Source organism: Pseudoduganella sp. R-34, from assembly GCF_049904655.1.
Lineage (GTDB): Bacteria > Pseudomonadota > Gammaproteobacteria > Burkholderiales > Burkholderiaceae_D > Rugamonas.
The window spans coordinates 3,485,480-3,511,105 of record NZ_CP184572.1 but is presented as its reverse complement, the minus strand read 5'-3'; the positions used below and the strand labels follow the sequence as shown (position 1 = coordinate 3,511,105).

Genomic DNA, 25,626 nt, shown 5'->3' with positions numbered 1-25,626 from the left:
ATCTTAGTCTTTCAGTCTTTCGGACAAATCTGTGTTCCAAGTACCGGTCCGCCGGCCACGCGTATCAAAGACCTTCCAGCCATTCGTTACATTGTGACCATCAATGTCCGGAGTAATATATTGTTTTCCGTTGAAAAATACGTCTTGCCCGTGCGAGTTAAATGGTGCTTTTTGTGCCGGAATGCGGTTTCCGTATCCTAACGCCTTTGCGGCTCCTTTCGGGTCAAATCCCCCGTAAAGTTTGCTCATCTCTGCCTGACGCGCCGCTACAGCATCTGGGTGATACGGATCGTTATGCAAAGATGGAGAAGACCGTTGCTCGGCTCGCTGAATCGCAGATGGCTTGAAAATACCTCTGGAACCTTGCACATTCCGAATTACACCGAAGGCGGAACCAAGCGCGGCAGTCACGCCAAACCCACCCAAGGCACCGCTCACTTTATTGATCTCGACGGCACGCTCTGGGCTCGCGTCCTCCACGTCGAAAGCGTTCTTCGCGATTAGTCCTGACAACGTCTCATTGAGATATTTGATAGGTTTCTCAGTGATACTGTCGACAACGAACGAAATGGCAGTTTTCGGTATGCCACCAATTGCAAGCTGGATGCCGCGGACACCCCACGTTGCGTTAGACTCCCCAACCTTATCAATCAGTGCGCCAACTGCTGCATTGCCACGGTCAAGAACATTTGCCGTGGTAGAAATGAAGCCCCCTTGCACGTCACGGTGCGCCGAAATTTCCACAGGGGAAGCGTCTGGCAGGCGTACTGCGTTATTGTATTCCCCCGCGTCCGCTCCGCTCTCGACGATTGCTTCACGCGGAACTAATCGATCGGTCAGCATTGGACCGCTGCTCGAATTTGCCGCAAGCGCTGCTCGTAACACCGCGGTTTGCTGAGTGACCGGCAAGCTATCGAAATTGGTTCCAGTACGATTCTCAGCCGCAGCCATTGCTTGAATGATCCCGACAGCATCGCGAACCTCATCCGACCTTGAGCGTACGGTAGCTTCCATCACCCCCATACCGCCAGCCATCAGTTGATCAGCAATGTAGTCAGTGCCGTCGCGGGCAATCGCTTGACGGGCATCCTTACGTTGTTGGGCAAGCTTTTCCTCGCTACTGGCTCGACCAAGTTGGTCTGCGAGACTCGACCCTAGAGCATTGCCGAATGCATCAGTCGCGATCTGGGCTACGCTAATTCTGCCCCCGCGCATCACTGCAGTCGTTGTGCCAGCGGCAAAACCAACCAGCGACGCTTTCAGCAACCGCTCGCCAAATTTCATGTTTTTCGCGGCTTCGGTATTGAGCCCTAAACTTTCGCTCAATGCCTGCCCGATCCCGGCTCCGGCTCCGGCAGCGACAACTCCGCGCCACTCAAACTTATCCTGCAGACCAGTGACGATACCGATTCCTTGCGAGATCGCGTTGCTCACTGCCGCGCGTGCGATGACGGCTGGAGTGCCCTCAAAGCCCGCAAATTGCGCGGTGCTAGTACTGCCGCCTGCCATGCCATAGGAAACACCGCTTGCAATTGCCGAAAGAGCCACACTCTTCCAACTGAATTTGTCTTGCGCTCCAATCGCCATACCAACTGCTTGGCTCGCAATAGACCCGGCTGCGCCCCCAATGGCTCCGCCGACAAAATAAGAACCGAAGTAGCTAGATGCAGCTCCTGCTGTAAAGTAGGTCACCACCACTGCCACTACGATCATGATGATCGTGCCAAGCGCACCGCAGCCCTTGTCGCCAGGCGGGGCATTGGGAATTGGCATGGCCGGCATCGTGTTGCCAACTGCATCGGCCGCATCATACGGCTTGAAGGTCTGGTAGTCGTTGTGGACCGTATTCACGCGCGCTGGAATGCGCAGCGTCTTGCCGACAGCGAGCTGGTCATCGCCTGCCATGCCGTTGGCATCGGCGATCAGATACCACAGCTTGCTGTCGCCCCAAAGCGCTTGCGCGATGCTCGACGGCGTTTCGCCGCTGCCGCGCACCACGTAAGCGCTTGGCGGCGCCGACAGGCCACCGGCCGTCGCCGGCTGGTAGGTGTTGACGAAGCTGGCGTCGTAATCGTTCACCTTGCTGCGGCCAAGCAGTTGGCCGTTGACGATCAAGGAGTACGTATCGAGTCCACCGTCATTCCTGATCAACATCTGGCCATTGACATCGTTGATGAAGGTACGGGACTTCTCTTCTGCGTCGTCCGGCTTTTCAATGACTTTAACGGCGAAGCCATTGCTGTCGTATTGGGTCGTAGTGTATGAGATCCCATCTGCGTTGCGCGCCGACGCGAGCGATTCTTTCGCCGTATCAAACCAAAGGTAGTCCGTTGTGAACTGCGTGACCGGGCCGCCGTTGGGCGGCACGACAATGTAGCCGCGCAGGTTGCCCGCCTTGCTGTAACCGATATGCGTCCCGTCGATCACGTAGCCGGTAACCATCTTGAAGAAGATGTCGTCCAGGGCGTTGTTGCCCAGGTCGCGCATCTTCTGGCGCGTCATGCGGCCTGCGGCGTCGTATTCGGTGATCCGGTATTCCTTGGCCAGCTTCCATTCGTCCATCAGCCAGCCCCAGGTCGCGCCTGCGTCGACGCCGGAGCGCACCACGCGGCCTGCGCCATCGTAATAACGCAGGTCGATCAGGTTTTCATCGCGGAAGGTCTTCTGCAAGCGGCCCGCGCCGTCATATTCAAAGCGTTCGGTGGCCACCACGTTCGAGGCGTAGTACTTGTCGCTGGTACGATTGCCGGCCCAGTCGTAAGTGATTTCGTGGCTGCCCTGGCCGAATTGGGCAATCTGGCGCGTATTCCCCGGGAGGACTTCGAAGGTGACTATGCCATCGACCAGGGTCTGGCGATTCATCGCGTCGAACTTGTTCATTACCCAGCGCTGGTTCTCCTGCCCGCTGTCGTTCGTGTACGTCGTGCGGACTGTCTCCCTGTTGCCTGCCGCATCATAAGTGATCTGCAGGTCGAAACGGCCATCACCGACGTGGACCATGCGGCCCAGCTGGTCGTATTCGATGGAATTATTCTGCACCACCCGGCCACCTGCTTCCGTCCTTTCGCGCAGGTGGTTGCCGGCCAGGTCGTAGGCGTAACTCGTCACCTTGTTGTTGGTGATGTCGTCGATCCGCATCAGGCGGTCGCCATCATAGGTGTATTTCAGGTTCTGGCCCGGCAGCGTGCCGCGCTCGGGCGAAGTCTGCGTCGCCAACTGGCCGAGGCCGGTGTACGTGTAGGTCGTCCTGACGTTACCGCCATTGGTGTGCGAGGCAAGCCGCCCGGTGAGCGGGTCGTACTCCCAGTACTGAATCCGCGGGCCACCGTCGTCCGTCATCACCATGGCGGTCTTGCGGCCAAAGGCGTCATAGGCGTAGGAGGTGGTCACGCCTACCTGGTCGACTTCGGCCAGGATATTGCCGGCGTGGTCGTAACGCACCACACGCTTGCCGTTCATGCCGTCCGTGGTCACCGTGCGGCGGCCAAGCTCATCGTATGCATACGACTCGGCCACTTCGCCTTCTGCGTTCAGTTGTCCAGCCCACAAGCTGCCATTGCTGTCTTCGTAGGTATGCCAGGTTTCGGCAAAGTTGGAGACTTTGCTCAAATGGGCCAGGTGGTCATAGGCGTATTGGGTGTGGACGCTTCGGTCTGCACTGGTGAAGGTAAACATGTCGGTGCGGTCACCAAACATGCTGTACTTGTACTCGATCAGGCCACCGTCGGCGTGATGTTCTTCACCCAGCTGGCCATCGGCGTCATAGACCTTGCGCTGCAGGTTAAGGCGGCCATCCCGTTGGCCGACTTCGCGGCCAGCTTCATCGTAATAGGTTTCGCCCAGATAGCGCACTTGTCCAAGGGCACTGTCCACTGCCTCCTGTTTGATCATCTGGTTATTGTCGTTATAGCTATAACGGATGAACCAGTCGGGATTGCGGGGATCGGTCACTTCCAGCACGTTGCCCCAGCGATCCAGGCGCTGCATGCTGGTGGCGCGCACATTCTGCTCGACCGGTCCGGCCGTGCTGCCAAGGTATTTGACAGTGCGTTTGCCCGCATCATCGATGGTGACCAGCACCCGGACGGTTTCCTTCAGTATCTCCGATGTCCCTGTCTGTGGGGTGTAGTAAAGGCGGACATCGTACTGACCTGCAGGCGCCGCTGACATATCGAACAGGGCCTGGTCGCCGAAGTTGTGGACCTGGCCGCCACTCGACGAGACAAGCTGTCCGTTTGGCAGCGTGTATTCCATGCGTGGCGTCGCCAGGCCATCGGCAGGCATCGGCATTGTCACGTATGGCCCGCCGCGTGCGGCCTGAGGGTTGTCTACCTGTTTGTTTTCACTCAGGAGCACCCAGCCCTCGGTCACGTCCTTCTTATAGATGCGGACCGCGTTCCATCCATCGATTGACGGCCAGCCATACATACTCAGGGTAGTGTGCCGAACGCCGCTATCTTTATCGGGCTCAGGCAATTGGTCAACTCGCAGAATCTGCTCGAATGTCGGCGAGCTTGGCTCTGCAAAGCTGGTGCCGCGATCCAGCGGTGAAACGCCACCGTTGTAGTAAGAGACCTCGATCTTGATATCGCCGCTGCCCAGGCCATCCGGCAGGGTGAATCCGACGTTAACGACGTTGCTGCCTGACCAGTAGTAGCTCCAGTTCGGCCCGTCTACCTCGACGATGTCCGAACCGTCAGGAGAATGATATCTCCAAGCAACCCGAGAGGTTTCCTTCTCCTCCGCAGAAACGCTGGCATTAACGACCGAGCCGTTTGCGGGTATGTTGGCGGGAGCGCCTGTGCCGTGCGCGGTGCCGGTCTGGCTGACAGCCCGGCCCATCAGGTCATAGCTGGTTTCGTTACGGATGATACCGTTGGCTGTATCCAGGTTGCGATCAAGTCTTTCCGCTACAGCCTTGGCGGAATCGTACGATTTAAGGTCGATGTCCTTTGCGCTGCGGATCTGGACCGTCATCTGGCCCGCCACGTTATAGAACATAACCTTTTCGACCCGGTCGCCGGCATTGGTGCGCCACATATTGCCGGCCTTGTCGTACGAGGCAGTCTCGTAGAGGGTTCCGTTGAGGCTCTTGCCTACGAGTTCGCCGAAGGCATTGAATTCGTTCTCGTTGACAGTCGTGCCGACATCGCCGCGCATATGATCGGTAACCGAAGCTGCGCGAGATGGGTCCGTACCTGTGCTGTCATATTTCAGCAGCCACTGGCCTTGCCCGTCACGGATATAGACCTTAACGCTGTTGATAGATTCAATACCGCCAAAGGCTTCGGAAGAGTCGCTCCAGGAAACGGTGACACCTGTAGCTCCAGACAAGGGCGTCCAGAGGCCTGGTCCATTTTCCGTCTCCTCCAGCACCTTGACGCGGTCGATACCTTCTTCGACATAGTTGGGCGGGGCCACACCGCCCTGCTCTCTCGCCTCCTGGAAATAGCCCATCTTCGTCTTGTAATTCAGCTCGACTTTGACTGGCCCATTACCCAGGTCCGGATAATTCAACCGTACCCTATTGGTTCCGGTATACGAGGAAGATAGTTCCCTCGCAAGGGTGGGATAACCAGTATTCGGCGCACTCAACTCAATTGAGCTTAGTACCTGGTTGTTCTCTGCTTTTACTGCAACACCCGGGGTGATGACCTTCAGCACCTGGCCCAGCTGGTCGTACTGTGTGATCGTGAAGGTTCTCCGCACAAAGGACTCACTGGCCGACAACATGCTGGTCACGTTCTGCCATTGCTTGGCTACGCGGCCATAAATATCGTACGAGGTATAGGAAGTCTTCCCTTCAGCATCCGTCTGCGCGATGGCATGACCGTTGATGTTGTAAGTCGTCCAGGTAGTACGATCTGCGCTATCCGAGGCGGGGACAATGTAGTTCCCGGCCGCGTCCAGAAAAGCTGCCGTGGCGTACGCAGTCTGCTTGACCACATTGCCGTAGACGTCGCGGTCGAACGTGGTCAGTGCCAACTTGCCGTCTTTGCTTCCTTTGACCGTAATCGCGGCCACGTGTCCCGTGGCATCGTAGTAGCTACGGGTCTCGGCGCCGCTGGCATCCTTGGTTGAGAGCAAATTGCCGACGGCATCGTATTCATAGCGGGTGGTCACCAGGACATGGTCAGTCGCCATGGCGTTGTTCGCCCACGCCCCAACGTCAACATTGTGGCGTGTCTGGGCGGTCTTCTGGCCGACGTTGTCGTAGTCATAACTGGTCACGCGGTCCTGTTCGCTCACGTCCGCGGCACCAAAGGCGGAATCGGTCATGGAGCTTGCATTGACCCGGTTGGAGAACTCGGTGACCTTGTCAATTTCGCCGAATGCGCTGTATTCCGTCGTGGTCAGGAAGCCACGTGCTGCGTCTTCCGCTACGAACTGCGCAATGCGCTCACCGCGCTGGTTGTAGTAGTAGCGTTCTTCGCTTGGCGTGGTAAGTTTTGCGTTGATGTTTGCGGGATCTGCACCGTAGACGAATTTGTGGCGCAGTTCGCCAAAAGCGTTGTACTCATTGGCGGTGACACGCACCAGCATGCGGTAGCCTGGCGCGCCATTCACGTTATCGAAGACGTAGCTGCCCGGCTCGGCAACGGTAGCCACGCGGCCAAGGCGGTCGTAACTGGTCTTGATCGTGCGATCCTGGCTGTGATCCAGCGCTTCCAGGCGTTGCTTGACGTCCGCTTCGCTGAAGTCACTACCCGTCAAGTTCGGCACCACTGCATAGCGCGTCAACGCCGTCTGCTGGCCAAAAGCGTCGTACTCGAATCCAGTGACCTGGCCTTTCGCATCGATGTCGTACTTCACGCGGCCCATGCGGTCATAGACCTTGCGGCTGATCCCGCCGCCGACGTCCCGACTCATAATGGCATTGCCCATCAGGTCGTACGTTACCGTAACAGCGACTTCACCCGAGTCCATCTCCGCCATGCCGGCATCCTGTTCGGTGGAAGGCGTTTCAGCAGAATTGTAAATGCTGAAGCGCGGCAGGATGGTCTTCACCTGCCGCCCGGCCAGGTCGTACCGATAGCTGGTAGTGCGCTCGTAGCCAGCCACGCCGGCGGCTTCTGTGCGCGATACCAGATTGCCCAACGCGTCGTAATCCAGGCGCGTCGTCAGCGAGACGTTGGCCGTGACATGATCGTTGCCCATTACCTGCACCGGCGGTGCCACTTCTTCCATCAGTTGGCCGGCTGCATTGTAGCGATAGATCCATTCCTTGCCAAGCTTGTTGGTGAAGGAGATCTTGTTGCCTGCGCCATCGTAATGGAAGACCTCCGAATGCTTCTCACCGTCGGTCGAGCGCACAAGATGGCCCTGCGAATCGTAATCAAACGATTCGTGACGGCTCTTTCCAGCCGCGATCTGCGCGGTGCCAAACTCTGCCAGTTTATCCAGCGTCTGGTCGGCCTCGGACAGGGTCATCTGGTCCTGGTAGGCGTAGGTATCGGTCACCTGCCCCAGGGCGTCGTACCGCATTTCCTTAACATAGCCCTTGCCATCGATGCTGAAGCTCACACGCCCGTCTTTGTCGTAGACGTTGCGGCTGGTCCGGTCGTTGTCGGCATCAAGGTGCAACTTAATGAAGTCGCCAACCAGCTTGGCGCTATTCATTCCCGACAGCAAATCCGCCGGGATCGCCGTTGCGTAGGCGATCGTCGTGGAGACACGGCCCAGCGCGTCGTAGCGCAATTCGCTCACGCCACCTTCCGCGTTGATCGTGTATTGCGCGCGGCCTGCGGCGTCATAGATCGTGCGGCTAACGCTATACGCCGCACCGGGCGTGAAGTTGGCAGGTACAGCACCCAAGACTTGCGTGACGTATTCCGTCACCGCCACGACGTTGCCGCGTGCATCGTATTCCTGCCCGACGACATTGCCCTGGGCGCCGATGGTGTATTGCAGGCGGTTGCCGGCATCGTAGACATAGCGTGTGGTGCGGTCGCGGGTGGCATCGGCCTGGCCACTCTTCAGCCAGGCCGTGTAGTCGGCGAGCGTTGGGTTGGCAGGCAGCGTGGCGGAGGTCAATCCCGCCGCGTAAGCCGTGCGTTCGGTAACGTTGCCTGACTTGTCGTAGGCTGCGCTCGACACGGCCCAGCGCAACGCGCCGTCCACCACGCCTTGCGCCGTGGCGGTATGCGTCACCCGGCCCATCTCGTCGTAGGCGAAACGCTGCACGGCATCGTTGATGCTGTACTTCAATGAGGCCGCCGACAATTCAGCGGCACTCGGTTCGGCCGACGTAATCTGCGTTGCCAATGTGCGCTGCACGGCCAGCAGGCCGTTGGCATCATATTCCCGGGTTTGCAGTGTCCAGGTGTATTTGTCGCCATCCCAGGCCTGGGCGGTCGCCGTGGTTGCAACGCGGCCTACTGCATCGTAGACAATGCGTACGCGCTCGTCGCCTGCGGCAGGGCTCATGCCAGCCAGTTGATCTGCCGTGGGAGCACCGTGGGTGAGCGGCGTTGCGAAGGACGTGGTGCCGACCAGGTTGCCGGCGCCGTCGTAGCTGCGAGTGGAGACCGACCATTGCTGACCGTTCTGCCCGGCCTCCAGCGCCGTGAAGGTGGCAGCCAGGCGGCCTGCCCTGTCATAAACGAAGCGTTGGTGCTGGTCGTGTGCGGCGTTGGTAAACCTGCCGGCGTCAATGCCTGACAGGATGTCGGCTTCCGTCATGGCAGGGTTGATCGGGGTGGCGAAAGCAAAGGTCTCGCTCACATTCCCCAGTACATCGTAGCGATAGGCCTTAAGCGCGCCCATCGGATCCACGGTGGCGGCAACCTGGCCGTCCTCGTTGTACAAGGTACGAGTGGCGATGGCAACCGGCGCCAGGGCTTGCAGGACCCCGGCAAGGGCAGATACATTGCCGCCGTTGAGCGTTGCCAGCGTCGACGCATCGATCACGCCGTCATAGGTCACATTTCGCGCAACCTGGTTGAAGGCGTTGTACTCCGTACTGACAACCTGGCCCAGGGTGTTGACCGTATGCGCGAGGTGGCCATCTGTATCATAGAAGTACAGCGTACGCGCTCCGCCCGGCGCAGTCATACTGATGCGGCGGCCAGCATTATCGTACTGGTAGCTTACGCCGTAGGTATTCCAGACCGCATCGATCGCGGCGGGAGCTGCGCCCGCTTCAATGATGCGCCATGCTGCGCTGGCCGGCAGTTCTGCGGTCAGGCGGCCTTCTACGTCATAGCGCGCCAATGCCGATTCGGCTACAGGGGTACCCGCAAAGCGCATCACCGAAGTGACTTTGCCCAGCTTGTCGTACTTGTACTGGGTCACCGTCTTGTCAGGTGCGGTCTCGGTCGCAAGCTGGTTCAGCGCAGTGTAGGTGTAGTCCCAGGTGCGGTCGGCGATGGACGATCCAGGACGCAAGGTAGCGATGGTCGCGCCAGCCTGCCAGTTCACAGTCGTGGCATAGCGTACTTTGCGCGAGACATTGCCTTCCGTGTCGTAGACGGTCTCGGTCAGCGTGCCGCCAGCATCCACCGTGCCTACCTGTTGGCCTTTGCCGTTATACAAGTAGTTTGTCGCTACGGCGCTGGCTGCGACTGCTGCGCGCAGATCGGCAAGGCTGCCAGTTGCGCGCAAAGCCGTGTTGGTTGCCTGGCGGTAGACGATGCTCGATACCAGTTCACCAGTGGCGCCGTAGACGAATTCCGTAAGATTGCCCGAACCATCGAGCGCGCCCAGCCGGTTTCCGTCTTTGTCGTAGAAGAAGCGCGTAACGCTGTCGGCCGGGTCGGTTGCCAGCGCAAATGCAGCCGGCGCATCGGTGAGCTTCAGTGCAGACGCGTCTACGGTTTCTGCGTGCCGCACTACCGATGCGATATGGCCGGCCGCATCGTACAGGGTTTCCGTGACTTCCCCCTGAGCGTCAACAGCCTGAACCAGGCGCCCCACGGAGTCATAAATGTTCCAGGCATGACGGTCAGCGGCTTTCGCGTCGGGCCTTACGCTCGCCAGCGTCCTGGCAACCGGCTTGCCGCCGGCATCGACCAGTGCCGACGTATCGACCGGCGTGGCGTAGGCAATGCTATGCGTCAGCTGGCCGTTCGATCCATAGCGGTATTCGACCAGGCTGCCGTCGCCATCGATGTCGGCGATCTTGCGGCTTGCGGCATCGTACATGACGAAACTGCGCGTACCGGCAGCATCCACGGTCATGACCGGGCGGCCAGCAGCATCATGGAAAACGCGCGAGGTGCCGTTTGCCACGGCCGAGCTGGCGGTCCTGCTGAGCAGTTGGCCGGCGCGGTTGAGGACTTCGCTGACCGTGTTGCCGTTCACGCCGGTCGTGACTACCGTGCGAATTGCATCGTCGTACACCGTTGCCGTGGCTTGTGCGACCTCCGGACGAGAATCCAGCGTCGCGATGACTCGGCCAAGGCCGTCGTAGCTGTAGCTGACCTGCTTGTTATTGGTGTCGATGGTTTGCAGGAGCAAGCCGTTCTGGTCATAGGTATAGCGACGGACGGACTCCGTGCCATCCACCACACCGCTACCGTCGGCCGCCAGCGCGGCATAGGTGGTCGAGGATCGTACCTGGCTGCGGCTGTCGTAGATGAAATCGGTGCGCACGCTGTTGCGGCGATCAATCCCTTCAGCCCAGGCCGCCAGCGCGGCTTCGGACGGCGCTTCCGTCGCCCCCAGGGTGGACACATTGAATTTTTCACCGGCGTATTCGAATGTCGTTACCACCTCGCCCTTGGCGTTGTAGAGCGATTCGGTGACGCGTCCCTCCGGGGATACCTGGAAGCGCAGGCGGCCCTGGGCATCATAGACGTTGCGGGTAGTCTCGCCGTTAACCGTCTGGGTTTGCACGAGGCCGGGTTTTGCGAAAGTGCGGCTGATCTCACGCACGCCGGCAATTCGGTCGAGAACCTGGTTGCCGTCGCTGTCGTAGGCGAATTGATTGACGACACCATTGGCGTCGGTCACGCTGAGGATGTTGCCGTTAGCGTCGTAGGCGTAGTCCGACGATTGAAGGGTCGTCAGGTCGGTCACCTTATCGAGCTTGCCTGCGCTGTCATACGTGTACTTGACCTGGTGGCCTGCGGGGTCTTCGATAACAGTACCGTCCGCACCGCGAACCAGGCGCGTCATACGTCCTGTGCCATCAGTCATCGTATCAACCCACGATGCGCCACTCACGGGGTCCTGCTTGTACGTCAAGCGCAAGGAACTGCCATCCTTTTGCGAGATGCGGGCGATACGTCCGCTGTCGCCGTCGTAGCTGTACATCGTCCAGTAGACGTCGCCATCGGCGATGCTGTTGTCATCCGGTGTCAGGTCGGTACGCACCATCGTCAGGCGCCGCTGGCCGTCGTAGTCGTAGTAAACACGGGTGCTGTTCTTCGCCAGGCCGTTCGAGGTGTAGTCCACGCGCACCGAAATCAGCTGGGCCGCGTTGTTATATACCATCACCACTTTTTCGCCGGAGGCGCCGGCGACGTAGTCCAACTGGCCGTCGGTCCGGTAGGCATACGTAGTGACGTTGCCGCTCGTGTCGCGCGAGTTCATAAGACGGCCATTGTTGGCCGCGTCATATGTTTCAATTACACCGCTAGCGCCGTCCGTCCAGGTCCATTGCTGCAAGCTCGCATTGAATACCAGCTTGTCGTAGGCGCCCTGCCCGTCCAGGGAGCGATAGGCAGCGATCGAGGCATCCCAAGTGTATTTACCGGTCGACCCATCGCCGTTGCCGCGATAGGCGGTATTGGTGGCGGAATCCAGGCGCACCGTCCTGCCGGTGCTCAGTTGCCAGTTGGTCCAGCCAGTGACGCCAATCTGTGACTGCGAGTTATAGGTTCGGCCGAGGCTCACATCCAGGCCGAGCGACGCCAGCGCCGCATCCTGCTCCCGCAGCACAAAATTGCCGTTGCCGGTATTTACCAGCGTCAGCACCGCATCGGTGCCGACGCTGCCTGCTGCCTGCAGTGCGCCCGCATCGAGGTTCTCGATACCCATTCCGCCAAAGCTGGAGCCGTTGCTCATCATGGCAACAATCTGCGCGGTGGCGATTTCCGTGCCATCGGCAAAGCGGAACTTCTCGATGATGTTGCTGGTACCGACAAACCAGTTTTCGAACGTGACCTGGTCGACCTGAGAGGAGTTCGCTGGATCGACTACGCGCACGACAAGATTGTTGCCGTTACGGGTGACATTCAAATGTGCCAACGTGATCGTTGGGCCAAATTCAAGCACGTCAAGGTCGGCATTGCTGCTATCGGCAATGGTATCCATGCCGTCGCCGCGCGCGAAAAGATAGGTATCGTTGCTGGCGCCACTGACCATGCGGTCGGTACCGGTGCCGCCAACAATGACATTGTTGCTGCCGGCCGGACCGCTACCGTTGATCTGGTCATCGTTCGCGCCGCCATCGACGTAATTGCTGCCGCCACTGAAGTTAATGGTGTCGGTGCCTGCATTGCCCTGCAGGTTATTGTCGCCCGACGTATCGGTGATCTTGTCGTTGCCGGCGCCGCCAAGGATGGTGTTGTTGGCGGAGTCGCCGGTCAGCGTATCGGAAACGCTGGTGCCGGCAATGAAGTTCACCAGCGCCGGCAGGGCGTTGCTTGCGATAGAGCTGCCATCTGCAAACTCGAAGCGTTCGATCTGGTATTGTGCGTTCGTGAACCAGTTTTCAATGGTGACCTGGTCGGAACGCCCCGGTATGCCGTCGCCACCGACGAGTATCACCAGGTCGTTACCCATTCGCATGAAACTCAGGTTGGACGGGGCGATGCCCATGCCAAAACGCACGCGGTCCGTGGCGCCGCCATTTGCGCTGTCGTAATCGTAGATCGTATCCTGGCCGTCACCCCGGTTGAACAAGTAGGTGTCGGTACTGGAACCGCTTTCCAGGCGATCGTTGCCTTTGCCACCTTCCACTTCATTGGTCTTGCCCTGTCCGGCTCCAGCCGTCGAAATCTTCACCCAATCGTTTCCGGTGCCACCTTTGACCGTGTTGTCGCTGGTGGACGCGAACTGGATGGTGTCGGCGCCGTCTCCGCCCAGGAGCACATTCCGCGTCCCGCCGGAATCGCTGATCGAATCATTTCCGCTGCCGCCGTCGATCGTGTCGTTGCCGCTGGAGGTGCCAGTGATTGTGTCGTTGCCGCCCAGCCCATAAGTCGCACTGTTCTCGCCAGCGATCGGCCCAAGCGACCCGTCATTTAACTCCGTGCCGTTGCGCACGTTTGCCAGCGCGTTGACCTGGTCCTTCGACAGGCTGGCGCCATCGGCAAATTCGATCCGCTCCAACTGGTAGGCGCCAGTTGAATTGAACCAGTTTTCGACCAGGATGGTATCCAGGGTTGGGCTGCCCGCGTCGCCAATTGAAATCAGCAGGTCATAGGCATTGACGCGGCTGAAGCCCATGTCGCTTTGCAAAATGCCCTCGCCCAGCACCAGGCGGTCGATTTTTCCATATGCATTGACATCGTAGTCGGAGATCGTGTCCTGTCCGTCGCCACGGTAGAACATGTACGAGTCCGCCGCGTTCGAGCCAACCAGGCGATCGTTCCCGCGGCCTCCGGCAAGCTGGTTTGCGTAGGCAAAATTGCCGGGACTATAAAAGGTCACCGTGTCGCTTCCAGCGCCGCCGAAAATAGTATTGTTCGACGAATTGCTGTAGGTGATGGAATCGTTGCCCGAGCCACCCAATATCAGATTGCTGCCGGAACCCGCGTCGCTGATCGTGTCGTTGCCCGCGCCGCCATCAGTCGTGTCGCTGCCGCCCGGATCATTGATAAAGTCATTGCCGCCGTTGCCAACAATACTGTCATTGCTGTTGTAGCCGCGCAGGTTAGGGTCATTGGCTTCCGTGCCGATCAGGGCCCGCGCCCGGATCGTTTCCGCACTCCAGCTCGTACCATCGGCGAAGACAATCTGCTTCACACCGGTACTGCTGGCTGTGGTATCGGACGCCATGTTGGATAACACAATGCGCCCGACTTCAACCCCACCCTGGCGAATCATCAATTCAAGGCTGTAGCTGTCGATCGGACGCACAAAGCTGACGTCACCTGGATTGATGCCCGCCCCCAGCCTCAGCGTATCTTCGTTGCGCAGGCCGAAGATCGTGTCGTTGCCATCGCCCAGTTCATAGTTGAAGGTATCTGCCCCGTTCCCGCCCGTGTACGTGTCGTTGCCTTCACCGCCGTCCAGGTAATCGTCACCATCGCCGCCGTCCAGGGAGTCGTTGCCGCGTCCGCCTTCAACTGTATCGGCCCCACTTCCTCCGAAGAGGGAATCGTTGCCCGCGTTGCCAACGATGGAGTCGTTGCTGTTGTAGCCTCGCAGGTTGCTTTCGCTAAATTCCGTGCCGATCAATGCCCGGGCACGCAGCATGTCCGCGCTCCACACCGTGCCGTCGGCAAAAATGACCTGCCTGACGCCAGATTCATAGTAGTCGGAAGCTTGATTAACCAACACAATGCGCCCGACCTCTGAACCCGCCTGGCGAATGACCAGGTCCAGGTTATCGCTGTATCGCTCGATCGATACGTCGGCTGGATCGATGCCGATTCCAAGTTGCAGGACATCTTCATTGCGCTCGCCAGTGATCTTGTCCCTGCCACCGCCAAGTTCGTAGATGTAGGTATCCGCGCCGGCGCCGCCTGTCAACTCGTCGTCGCCGCCGCCAAAACCTGTGCCGCCCCTGAGCGTGTCATTGCCATTGCCACCGTACAGGGAATCGCCGCCCTCTCCGCCATCAAGGGAATCGTCGCCGTCTCCACCGTATAATATGTCTTTGCCACCGCCCCCAAGCAACGTGTCGTTGCCGGCTTCGCCCGAGATATTGTCGGCGTCACCACCGCCGTCAAGCAGGTCGTCGCCTGCACCGCCCGACAGCAAGTCGTTGCCAGCACCACCCAGTATGGAATCGCCGCTGGCATAGCCGTAGTAGCGATCGTTGGCGTCTGTGCCAGCCAGGTACAGGGTTCTTAACTTCGCGGCATTCCATACCGTTCCATCAGCAAAAACCACCTCTTTGACACCGTCCTCGCTATATTGGGAATCAGCGCCCTGGTAGTGCAGTACAACGCGGCCAACCTCCATCCCGCGCTGGCGGATCACAAGTTCCAGGTGAATGTCGTTTCGCACGACAGTCACATCATCTGGCGAGATCCCTGCGCCAAACTTCAGGATGTCCTCGTTGCGCTGGCCGTAGATCGTCTCTTTTCCATCACCCAGCTGGTAGATATAAGTATCGGCGCCGGCCTCCCCGTACAAATAATCGTTGCCAGTCCCGCCAGCGAGGGTGTCGTTGCCGGTGCCACCGTGCAGGTTGTCGCCCCCTTCCCCTCCATCCAGGAGGTCATTGCCGTCGCCACCAGAAAGGTCGTCATTGCCGCCTTTGCCGAACAAGGCGTCATTACCGGAGTCGCCATACATCCTGTCCGTGTCAGTCCCGCCGTCCAGCGTATCGTCGCCATCGCCGCCGTATAAGAAGTCGTTGCCGGAATCACCAAGCAGAACATCGTTCCCTGCGTGGCCGTACAGGGTGTCGGTATCGGCTGCGCCATCAAGGATATCGTCACCAGCTTCGCCGGACAGGCGATCGTCACCGGCACTGCCGGAAATGAAATCGCTGCTGCTGTACCCGTCCAGGTTGCCGTCGTCATATACTGAACCGGTCAGCGCACGCGTCCGGATCTCCGCAGCATCCCAGGACGTGCCGTCCGCAAATTGAACCTGCATGACACCGCTTACGTCGGTTGTTGCGTCCGACGCTTGATTGATCAAGACGACACGGCCGGCTTCGTATCCGTCTTTGCGGATCACCAGCTCAAGGTTCGCAGCATTTCGCACGATCGACACGTCGACCGGATCGATACCAATCCCTAGCCGGAGCGTATCTTCATCACGCTGCCCATTAATTTCATCCTTCCCGCCACCAAGCTCATAGATGTAAGTATCGGAACCGCTACCGCCCTGCAAAGTGTCATCACTGTAGCCAGTGCCGCCCTTGAGCGTGTCGTTGCCGGCGTCGCCGTACAATCGATCAGTGCCTTCGCCGCCGTCGATCAGGTCGTTGCCATCGCCGCCATACAAGTAGTCATTGCCCTGCTTTCCGAGCAAGGAATCGCTACCCGCATATCCAGATATATTGTCATTGCCAGCGCCACCGTCAATGGAATCGGTGCTGGCACCGCCATTCAACTTGTCGTCGCCTGGAGTGCCGAGTACCACACCTCCATACTCTGTTCCATTTCGCGTTTCGCCTGCCGGTGGAATCGCGGCAATCGACAAAATCTTCGCCGCATCCCACACCGTATTGTCGGCAAAGATGATCTGCTTGATGCCGATGCCGTAGCTAGCGTCGTAGGCCTGGCCCTGCAAAAGGATGCGACCGGCCTCAGTGCCATTTGGGCGCACCATCACCTCTACGTCGTTGCCGCGCCGAACCAGGGTAACGTCGCCTGTACTGATGCCAGCACCCAGCTTCAACGTGTCTTCATAGCGCCTGGTAAAGATGGTGTCATTGCCGTCACCCAGCTCGTAGACATAGGTGTCGGTTCCGGCTTCTCCGTCAAGGAAGTCGTCGCCAGCGCCGCCATTCAGTAAGTCGTTGCCGTTACCGCCGTACAGTGTATCGGCACCACCATTGCCCAGGATTATGTCGTCGCCGTTATATCCCCGCAGTTCGCCGTTGTTGCGGTTGGCATCATCGACCAATGAACGTACACGGATCGTTGCCGCATCCCACACTGTGCCGTCGGCGAAGACCATTTTCTGGACACCGCTGGTGGTGTCGGAATCGTTAGCCTGGTTCGACAGCACGATACGGCCGACTTCCACACCACTCTGTCGAATGACGACATCAAGACAGGGGCCGGAGACACCATGATAGACGCGTTCGAAGCTGACATCGGAAGGATTGATACCAGCCCCCAATTGCAGGGTATCCTCATTGCGCTGGCCATAGATCCAGTCATTGCCGTCACCCAGTTCATAGACATAGGTGTCGGCGCCCGCTCCGCCGCTCAGTTCGTCATTGCCTTGGCCGCCGTTCAGGACGTCGTTGCCGTTCCCACCATACAGTGAATCGTTGCCGCTGTTTCCGAGCAAGGAATCGTTGCCCGCGTCACCGTAGATCAGGTCGGAGTCTGCGCCGCCGTCAATGGTGTCATCTCCCGCACCGCCAGAGATGGTATCGCTGCCGCCATTGCCCTGGATCGCATCGTTGCTGCCATACCCGCTCAGGCTTGCTTCACTGGCCGCGGACCCGGAGAGGGTGCGCACGCGAAGAGAGGCGGCATCCCATACCGATCCATCGGCAAAGACGACCTGCTTGACGCCGTCGTAGGCATTGGCAGAGTCATATCCCTGGTAGACCAGCACAACGCGCCCGACTTCAACTCCCTGCTGTCGAATCGCCAACTCCAGGTCGTTGCCATTTCGCTCCACCGAGACGTCGGCTGGATTGATGCCAGCGCCCAGCCGCAGCGTGTCTTCATTGCGCTGGCCGTAGATCCAGTCCTTGCCACTACCCAGCTCATAGACGTACGTGTCTGCGCCGGCGTCGCCCCTCAGGGTGTCGTCGCCCGCGCTGATGCCAAGGCCGCCACTGAGCGTGTCATCACCAATGCCTCCCGACAGGTCGTCAGCACCTTCGCCGCCATCCAGGATATCGTTGCCATCGCCTCCGGTAAGGGTGTCGTTGCCAGAGTTGCCGAAAGCGCTGTCGTTACCGGAGCCGCCATCGATCGAATCGGCACCCGCCCCCCCATCAAGGGTATCGGCTCCGGCGCCGCCGGCCAAAGTATCCGTGCCGGCATTGCCGGCGATGAAATCGCTGCTGCTGTAGCCGGTCAGGTTGTCGTCGATCCCATCGCTTCCGATCAGGGCGCGCGCGCGAATCGTCGCCGCATCCCATACTGTTCCGTCCGCAAAAATGAGCTGCATGACCCCGCCGGAGCCGGAAGTGACTTCGGCCGCCATGCCCATCAGGGCAACGCGGCCCCTTTCCAGGCCACCCTGGCGGATGACAAGCTGCAGGCTATCGTAACTGTAACGCTCGAACGTCACGTCAGCAGGACTGATTCCCTCGCCCAGGCGCAACGTATCCTCGTTGCGCTGCCCGTAGATGATGTCGTTGCCATATCCCAGGTTGTAAAGGTAGGTGTCGGCGCCCGCCTCTCCGTACAGGGTGTCGTCAGAGGCGCTGATGCCGGCAAGCGTGTCGTTGCCGGCTTCTCCATGCAATATGTTGGCGTCGAAGGCGTCTTCCAGCACGTCATTACCGTAGCCGCCAGACAGCGAATCGCGGCCTTCACCGCCGTTGATATAGTCGTCGCCGGAGGTGCCTTTCAATGATTCGTCGCTGGTAGTGCCGGCGACGATCGAAGCATATACCGGCGCACTCATCGCTACGGCGCCCATGAACATCATGTCGGCTCCGCTCATCACGCTGCTGCTCGCCAAGCCCTTGTCGTAGGAGGTGGCCATGACGTTGGCAGTGGCATCCAGGTCCGTCACTTCTGCCTGGCCAGCGGCGGTGGTGGTCGTCAGCAAGCGGCCCAGTCCATCGTAGGTGTATTGGGTGCTGCTGCCATCAGGGGAAATCAGTTGCAGCAGCTGGCCTGCCTGGTCGTAGACGAATGACGTTGTGCCGTGCTCGTCGGCTCGGGTCGCAACCAGGCCGCGCACGTCATACGTATAGTATGTCCGCTGTACCGCATGCTTCTGCTGCACTTCATTGGCAGCCCAGGCGCGCAGGGCCGTTTCCGTGCGCGGGCCGCTGCCATAGCGCGAGTCCGGATAGCGGACCGTTGCGATGCGTTGGCCCGCAGTGTCATATTGATATTGCTGTACCTGACCGTCAGGCGCGACCACGAACGCCAGCCTGCTGGCGCCATCGTAAACATAATTCGTCAACGACGCCTGGTAAGTGGCATCGTATGAAATTTCCGCCAGCAACCGGCCATCGGGCGCGAAGCCACGCTGCAGGACCAGCATGCCGTCCGCGCCGCGGATGGCGACGCGCTGGCCGCGTGCATCATACTCGTAAGACATGGTCGCGGCATCGGCAGAAGCTGCGCGAACCACGTTGCCATTCGCATCGTATTCAAAGCTTGCCTGCGGCAGGCTGCCAGGAGTACCGACTGCCAGCAGGCGGCCTTCGCCGTCAAAGCTATAGGCGACGGCCTTGCCAGCCGCATCCGTCAGCACCGTCTGCCCTTGCTTGTATTCGATGGCCAGGGTGCCCTGCGCATCTGTAATACTCGCAACCTTCCACGCATCGTCCGCGTACACGTAGCTCATCCTGACCAACGTGCCATCTGTTTGCGCAATGCTTGCTACGCGGTTGCTGTCGCCATCGTAGGTGTACTGCACCACGTACGTATTGCCATCGGCGACACTGTTGTCTTCCGGGCTCAAATCGGTCGTCACACTGGCCAGGCGTTCAAGGCCGTCGTAACCGTAGCGCACCCGGATCAACTCCCGTGCGCTATCGCCGGTCACCGTCCGGTATTGGGTCAGGTTGCCGTTGGAGTCGTAGTCGAAATGGGTAGTGTCGCCGGAAGACGTGCGGATGGCAGCGACAAGGCCGCTTTCTCCATACTCGTAGTTCAGGCGCACACCTTCGCGGTCCCCGGCCAGCAGCAGGCGGCCATTGTGAGCCTCGTCATAAACCTCGTACAGACCTGTGCCGGTTTCGTCGCGCCACGTCCATTTCTGGTAAGAGCCGAAGACAAGGCTTTGGCTGCCGTTCTCGTTCAGGTAACGACCGCTGGTGGAGTCGAAAACGAAAACAGAGGAACTGCCATCGCCCTCGAGGCGGGTGATGTTGCTGCCGGAAGCGTTCAATGTGCCGATCAGCGATCCGACCTGCTTGTGCAGGCCGATTTTCCACTGGCGCCCGGCGCCTTCGTCGAAAGCCCCTTGGGAGTTATAGGTGCGTACCATTTTCAGGTCGACGCCGGCGGCCGCCACAAAGTCATCGCGCCGCTGTAATACCAGGTTACCGTTAGCGATATTCAGGAAGCCAGACTCTCGTGCCGCCCCTTGCGGCCAGTTCCCCGCCACGCCGCCCTGCCCCATCAAACCCAGCGAAGAATTCAACAAACCCGTACCGCTACCGCTAACAACCGAAACCATCCACCACTCCCAATTGATATTTTTCGTTGCCCACGGTCTGCACCGCGCCAACCTCATATCAATATATCCATCGATTTCCGCAACAATTTAGGGGTGTATGAACTTTTTTTTCGGTGTAAAGTGCTGCCGCCATGAATATCATCTTTGTCCACCAGAATATGCCGGGCCAATTCCTGCACCTGATGCAGCACCTGGCAGCCAACGGCCATCATGTCATTTTTATAACGCAACGCAAGGGAATGAATGTGCCCGGAGTGCGCACGATGGTGTACCAGCCGGACCGGGCGGTTTCGCGCCAGACCCACCACTACCTGCGCAGCGCAGAATCGGCAGTGCTTTATGGCCAAGGGGTGGCGCGCGTCGCCATGCGGCTTCGCCACAACCGCTTCAAGCCCGACCTGATTGTCGGCCATAGCGGCTGGGGCGAGATCCTGTTCCTCAAGGACGTATTTCCGCACGTGCCGTTGGTCGGCTACTTCGAGTACTTCTACCACATCAGCAAGGGCGACGTCGGCTTTGCACCCGACGAACCTGTCACGCCGGACACCGCACCTCGCCTGCGAGCCCGCAACACGGTGAACCTGCTGTCACTCGACGCGGCCGATGCCGGCATGACACCGACGCGCTGGCAGCAATCGCTCTACCCGGAACCCTATCGCGAACGCTTGCACGTGCTGCACGAAGGCGTCAATACGGCACGCATACGCCCGAATCCCAACGCGACCTACCAGATTCCGGGTGCCGGCATTACCGTCAAGGCCGGCGACGAAGTCCTTACGTATGTCGGCCGGAACCTGGAACCGCATCGCGGCTTCCCAAGCTTTATGCGCAGCCTGCCCGAGATCCTGCGCCGCCGGCCGCATGCGCGCGTGTTGATTGTCGGCGGCGATGGCGTCAGTTATGGCGCGGCACCTGCTGGAGGCGGCTCCTGGAAAGACGTCATGTTGAAGGAGCTGGGCGATTCAGTCGATTGGAGCCGAGTGCACTTCCTTGGCAAGGTGCCGTATTCCCACTTCACCAGCATCCTGGCGCTGTCGCGCGCCCATGTCTACCTGACCTATCCCTTTGTACTGTCATGGTCGATGCTGGAGGCGATGTCCAGCGGCTGCGTAGTCATCGGCTCGCGCACGCCGCCGGTGGAAGAAGTTATTCGGGATGGCGACAACGGGTTCTTGGTCGACTTCTTTTCCCCTGAACAGATCGCAGAGCGCGCAATACAGGTCCTGGCCGATCCCGAAGCGTTCACAAAGATTCGCCTGCGCGCGCGCCAGACCATTATTGAACGGTATGACCTGCACTCCATCTGCCTGCCTGCCCAGCTGACGATGCTGGATCGGGTCCGGCAGGGCGACTACAGCGTGATAGCGGCTTGAGCTTGCCTTTCATTATTCGGCAACTTGCAGGATCAACGATCAAAGCGCACACCCGGCAAAGATTGATTCAAGGCATTCGATGACGTGATCAAGTTTAAAGAGCCCTTCAGGAAGATTGACCTTCAACTGTTGCAGCGTCCGCTCTCTATCAAAGTACTCGTCATCGAATACCGTCAACTGCAGTACCCGTTTCTCTAACTCGTACTCGAGCCGCTTCGGCTTGAAGCCATTCATCTGATCCAGAAATTCACACTCGATATCGCGATCACCCATTTCCCTTGCAAGGGCGATATACCCCCCTCTGTCAAACCAAATGCACAAAGACGAGAGGTCATCATCATCGTCCGTAATTGCTTCGACTTTTGTCGCAATGGCTTCCATAACTCCGCATCCCATAAAACTGCTCCACTGGCTGATTTTACCGTTCGTCCGCTCCAATCGGCATTCGATCGCATCCAAATTGAATTGCATTCCATCGGCCAGTACTATTGCTTCATGCGCCTGACCTCCCTGCTGATTGCTGCTCTAATCGCTGCCAGTTGCGGCCCTTGTCGCCCGGTCCTGGCACAGGACGCGGTTGTCCACGTCACGGCGCTGCGCAATCCCGCGAGTTGGCCCTACGATCCATTCCGCGCTGGCCTGGATGCTTTTGAGGAGCATAGGCATCTGGCGCCAAAGAGCGAGCTGCATTTTCATCTGGTGCCAAACGATCCAGGTCTAGCTCTCGACAACGTTCAAATCGTCATCGAACATGGCGATCAGCGCCTGGTGCTGGACGCGGAAAAGGCCGGTTTCGTTTTACCTCGTCTTACCCGGTATGACCCGGGCGACGCCGTTCTTTCGGTGAACAAGCACCAGAATCTGTTCGACCAGCACTGGCCGACGGCCGCAGTGCGTACGCCGGGCTTGTCATCCGACGTCTTGCGAATGGGAGACTTGAGGTTAGCCTGCCAGGTTAACATGGCCATCCTCAAGAAGAACTTGGGCTTCTGGGAAAGTGCGGCCCTATCGGTCTTGGCGGGCCGGCGCGACTGGTGCTTTGTCGGCCGCCATGGGGGACAATCCGTGCGGATTCCCTTTGCCTTCCAGGCTGTGACGCTCCACGACGGCGACCGCACGGAGCGCCGTACTTGGCCAACCCCTCAACTGTCGCTGTCCCTGCCGTCGGACCGGCACGGCTGGTCCGACGGCACGCTGATAGAATTCGACGCCGTGCCAGCGAACTAGCGCTATAGCCTTTGCAGGCCGGTCGATGCTGACAAGCGCCACGCGTGCGTCCGGCGGCGCGGACAAGCTAATCGGAAAGGCCAAGCTGGCGCAGGCGTTCGGCTGCCTGCAGCCGGCTGTTCACGCCCAATTTCACGTAGATTTTTTTCACGTGCGAATTCAGCGTATTCAATGAGATAAACAGGCTCTCGGCGATTTCATGGTTCGTCGCACCTCGCGCAATATGACTGACGACAAGCTTTTCTTTTTTGCTGAACAACTGCGGCAGGCGCTCGAAAGCCTGCGTCGAGTCCTGGGCGGCATCTGCGCCCATATGACCAAGCAAGGTATGAACATAGGATTTGTAATCAGCGCCGCGCGCCAGCTTTTTAAGCATTCCGGTCAGTGCGTCACCTTCATTGATGAATACGCGCAGCAGATGCGTGTTTTCGGCCAGGCTGACCCCCTCTTGCAGCACCGTCATCGCTTCGTCGCTGCGGCCGACTTTCTGCAGGCAGATCGCCTTGAGCACCAGGATCTCGGTCATCACCGCCAGACGCTGGTCTTCCAGAGCCGGATACCACAAGCGATCCAACAGGTCGAGCGCCTGGCTGCGCCGTTCGGCGAGGATGAAAAAGCGCGCCAGCACGAGGTATTCCGCCTCGCGGCCGGGTGCCAGCGCTTCCTCGAGAGGCAAGCGCGCGGCTTCGCTCCAGAGCTGGACCGCATCCATCTGGCCGAGACTCAGCCAATAGCCCGCAATCACGGCTGACAGCGGCGCGACCTCCACTACCAGGCGGCCGGCGTAGCGCAGCAACAGGACCTCGAACTGGGGGTCGCAAGCTTCCACGGCCGCCCCCAGTTCCTTGCGCGTCTTCGCCAGCAGCACCCGGCCCCAGGCATTGGCGTACTGCATCCCGGCCGCAGTCATCTCGACGCCGCGCGCCAGATGCTGTTCCGCCAACACGAGCTCGTTCATTTCGTAGGCGACCTCGCCAAGGCCGATATGCAGCATGCCGCACGCCGGCAGGTCCTGCCAACCGCACACCATCAGGGCTTGGATGGTCTTGTCGTAGATCTGCTTCGCTGCCAACGGTCGGCCTCGCAGCAAATGACTGCGCGCCAGCGCGAGGGCGGCGGTGATTGGCACCTGGACGTTGTGGGTCGCTTCCCGGACCAGGATGTTGTTCTCAAGTAGCCGTTGCGCCTCATCCAGGCGCCCGCTGACAAAGTAAAACACGCCGCGTGCCACGGCTGCGGCGCGATACAGGGTCCGGGCTGGCGCCAGCGACGCCTGCGCTTCGTCCAGATGGGCAAGGCCCTCGTCGATATTGCCCTCGTACGCCGACTGGCAGCCGCGCAATAGCGCAAGCTGGCCCAGCATCGCGCGCTCCTTGCCGCCGAAAGGCGCGTCGTGAAGTCCGGCCAGGCACTTGTCCACGAGGCAAAGGTGGCGTTCCAGCTCGGCCAAGTCATCCCGGTACAGATAGCCCCAGGCGCAAACCATCGACAGCAAGGGGCGCTGCGCGAGCACAGTCTCCGGCAGCTGTCTCGACCAGGCCAGCGCACTGCCCATCCGGCCGTGGGAAAAGAGTTCGCTGTGGTGCTTCTCCATCAAATCGGCAGCCCATTCGTGATCGCGCGCTGCCAGCGCATGGTGGACCGCTTCCGTAATGAGACCGTTCTCGCTGAACCATTGACTGGCACGCCGGTGCAACAGCCGGATCGAGTCCGGCGCGGCCAGGCGCAGCCGGCTTTGCAGCAAGGCGCCAAACAGATGGTGATACCGATACCAAATGCGTTGCTCATCGAGCCCGAAGATGAACATATTGGCCCGCTCTATCTCGCTGATCAGGGCGCGGCTATCGTCGCGCCCGGTCACCGCATCGCACAGCGCCGCATTGAAGCGTTCCAGCACAGAGGTTTGCTGCAGGAAGTTCTGGATATCAGCGGCATGGCCCTGCAACACTTCGTCCAGCAGGAAATCGGTCACGTGCCGGTTGTCGCCGGCGAAGTTCCGGACGAAACCGGCCTTGTCGGGATGATGGCTCAGGGACACTGCCGCCAGCTGCAGGCCGACGATCCAGCCTTCAGTGCGCTCAGCCAGTATGCTGACCTGCTCATGCGGTAAAGAGAGCTGCATGACATCGTTGCAGAACGCTTCCGTTTCCTCCAGGCTGAAGCGCAAGTCTTCGCTGCGGTATTCCGCAATCTGCCCCTGGCCGCGCAGCCGCGCCAGCGAGAATGGCGGCTCGCTGCGGCTCGCGAAGATCAGCTGCAATCGCGCCGGTTGATGGTCGACCAGGAACGCAATGGCTTTGTGCACGGCCGGCTCAGTCACCAACTGCAAGTCATCCAGGATGAAGCACAGCCGTTCCGGCAGCGCACACAGCTGATTGATCAGTGGCCGCATCAGGACATCGATCGGGGGCGGTGGAACCAAGGCACACATATCGGCCAGGACTTTGCCGAACTCGGCACATTGGCCTTGAATCGCGCGGATGAAATGCACCAGGAAGCGCAGTGGGTCGTTGTCGCCGGCATCCAGCGACAGCCATGCGACAGGCGTGGAACTGGCGGCGGCCCAACTCGCGGCCAGTGTCGTCTTACCGTAGCCGGCGGGTGCGCAGACCAGCACCACGCGCGGCGCTTGTTCCGGCTGCTGCAAGCGCGGCCGCGCCAGCAAGTGCGCAGTGGCGGCGGGGATCACGAATTTGGTCGACAGAATCTGGTCGGCCAGCAAGACTTGGCAGGGATGGTGGGACAAATCGCTCATCTGATTACTGATCCATTCTAGGCGGCCGGGACAGCAACGATGAATGTCCCCGCCTGCTCTTGCATTGGAAACAACAATAAATACAGCTTAACGAATTCAAACCGGTTTGAAAATCACCTCAAATGGTGAGCGCTTGGTGATTTAGAG

General features: G+C 59.6%; 5 protein-coding genes. 2 read left to right on the top strand and 3 right to left on the bottom strand.

Annotated elements, in window-relative coordinates:
• Positions 1–3: 3 nt before the first annotated feature.
• Entirely contained in the window at positions 4–20,124 is a 20,121-nt protein-coding gene (locus ACN9MW_RS16135) for a calcium-binding protein (protein WP_426161464.1), read from the bottom strand.
• Positions 20,125–20,255: 131 nt separating this feature from the next.
• On the opposite strand from ACN9MW_RS16135, the gene ACN9MW_RS16130 reads away from it, so the two are divergent.
• On the top strand, positions 20,256–21,497 hold the full coding sequence (locus ACN9MW_RS16130; protein ID WP_426161463.1) for a glycosyltransferase family 4 protein: 1,242 nt from the start codon (positions 20,256–20,258) through the stop codon (positions 21,495–21,497).
• Positions 21,498–21,536: 39 nt separating this feature from the next.
• On the opposite strand, the gene ACN9MW_RS16125 is transcribed toward ACN9MW_RS16130, so the two are convergent.
• Complete coding sequence (locus ACN9MW_RS16125; RefSeq protein WP_426161462.1) at positions 21,537–21,956, bottom strand: hypothetical protein; 420 nt, start codon at positions 21,954–21,956, stop codon at positions 21,537–21,539.
• 6 nt (positions 21,957–21,962) lie between these two features.
• Here ACN9MW_RS16125 and ACN9MW_RS16120 point away from each other — a divergent pair, with 6 nt between their 5' ends.
• Positions 21,963–22,724: a hypothetical protein gene (locus ACN9MW_RS16120; RefSeq protein ID WP_426161461.1), complete on the top strand. Its 762-nt coding sequence runs from the start codon at positions 21,963–21,965 to the stop codon at positions 22,722–22,724.
• Between the two features lie 67 nt (positions 22,725–22,791).
• Here ACN9MW_RS16120 and ACN9MW_RS16115 read toward each other — a convergent pair whose 3' ends face one another.
• Positions 22,792–25,479 carry a LuxR C-terminal-related transcriptional regulator gene (locus ACN9MW_RS16115; protein WP_426161460.1) on the bottom strand — a complete coding sequence of 896 codons (2,688 nt, stop codon included), beginning with the start codon at positions 25,477–25,479 and terminating at the stop codon, positions 22,792–22,794.
• Positions 25,480–25,626 lie beyond the last annotated feature (147 nt).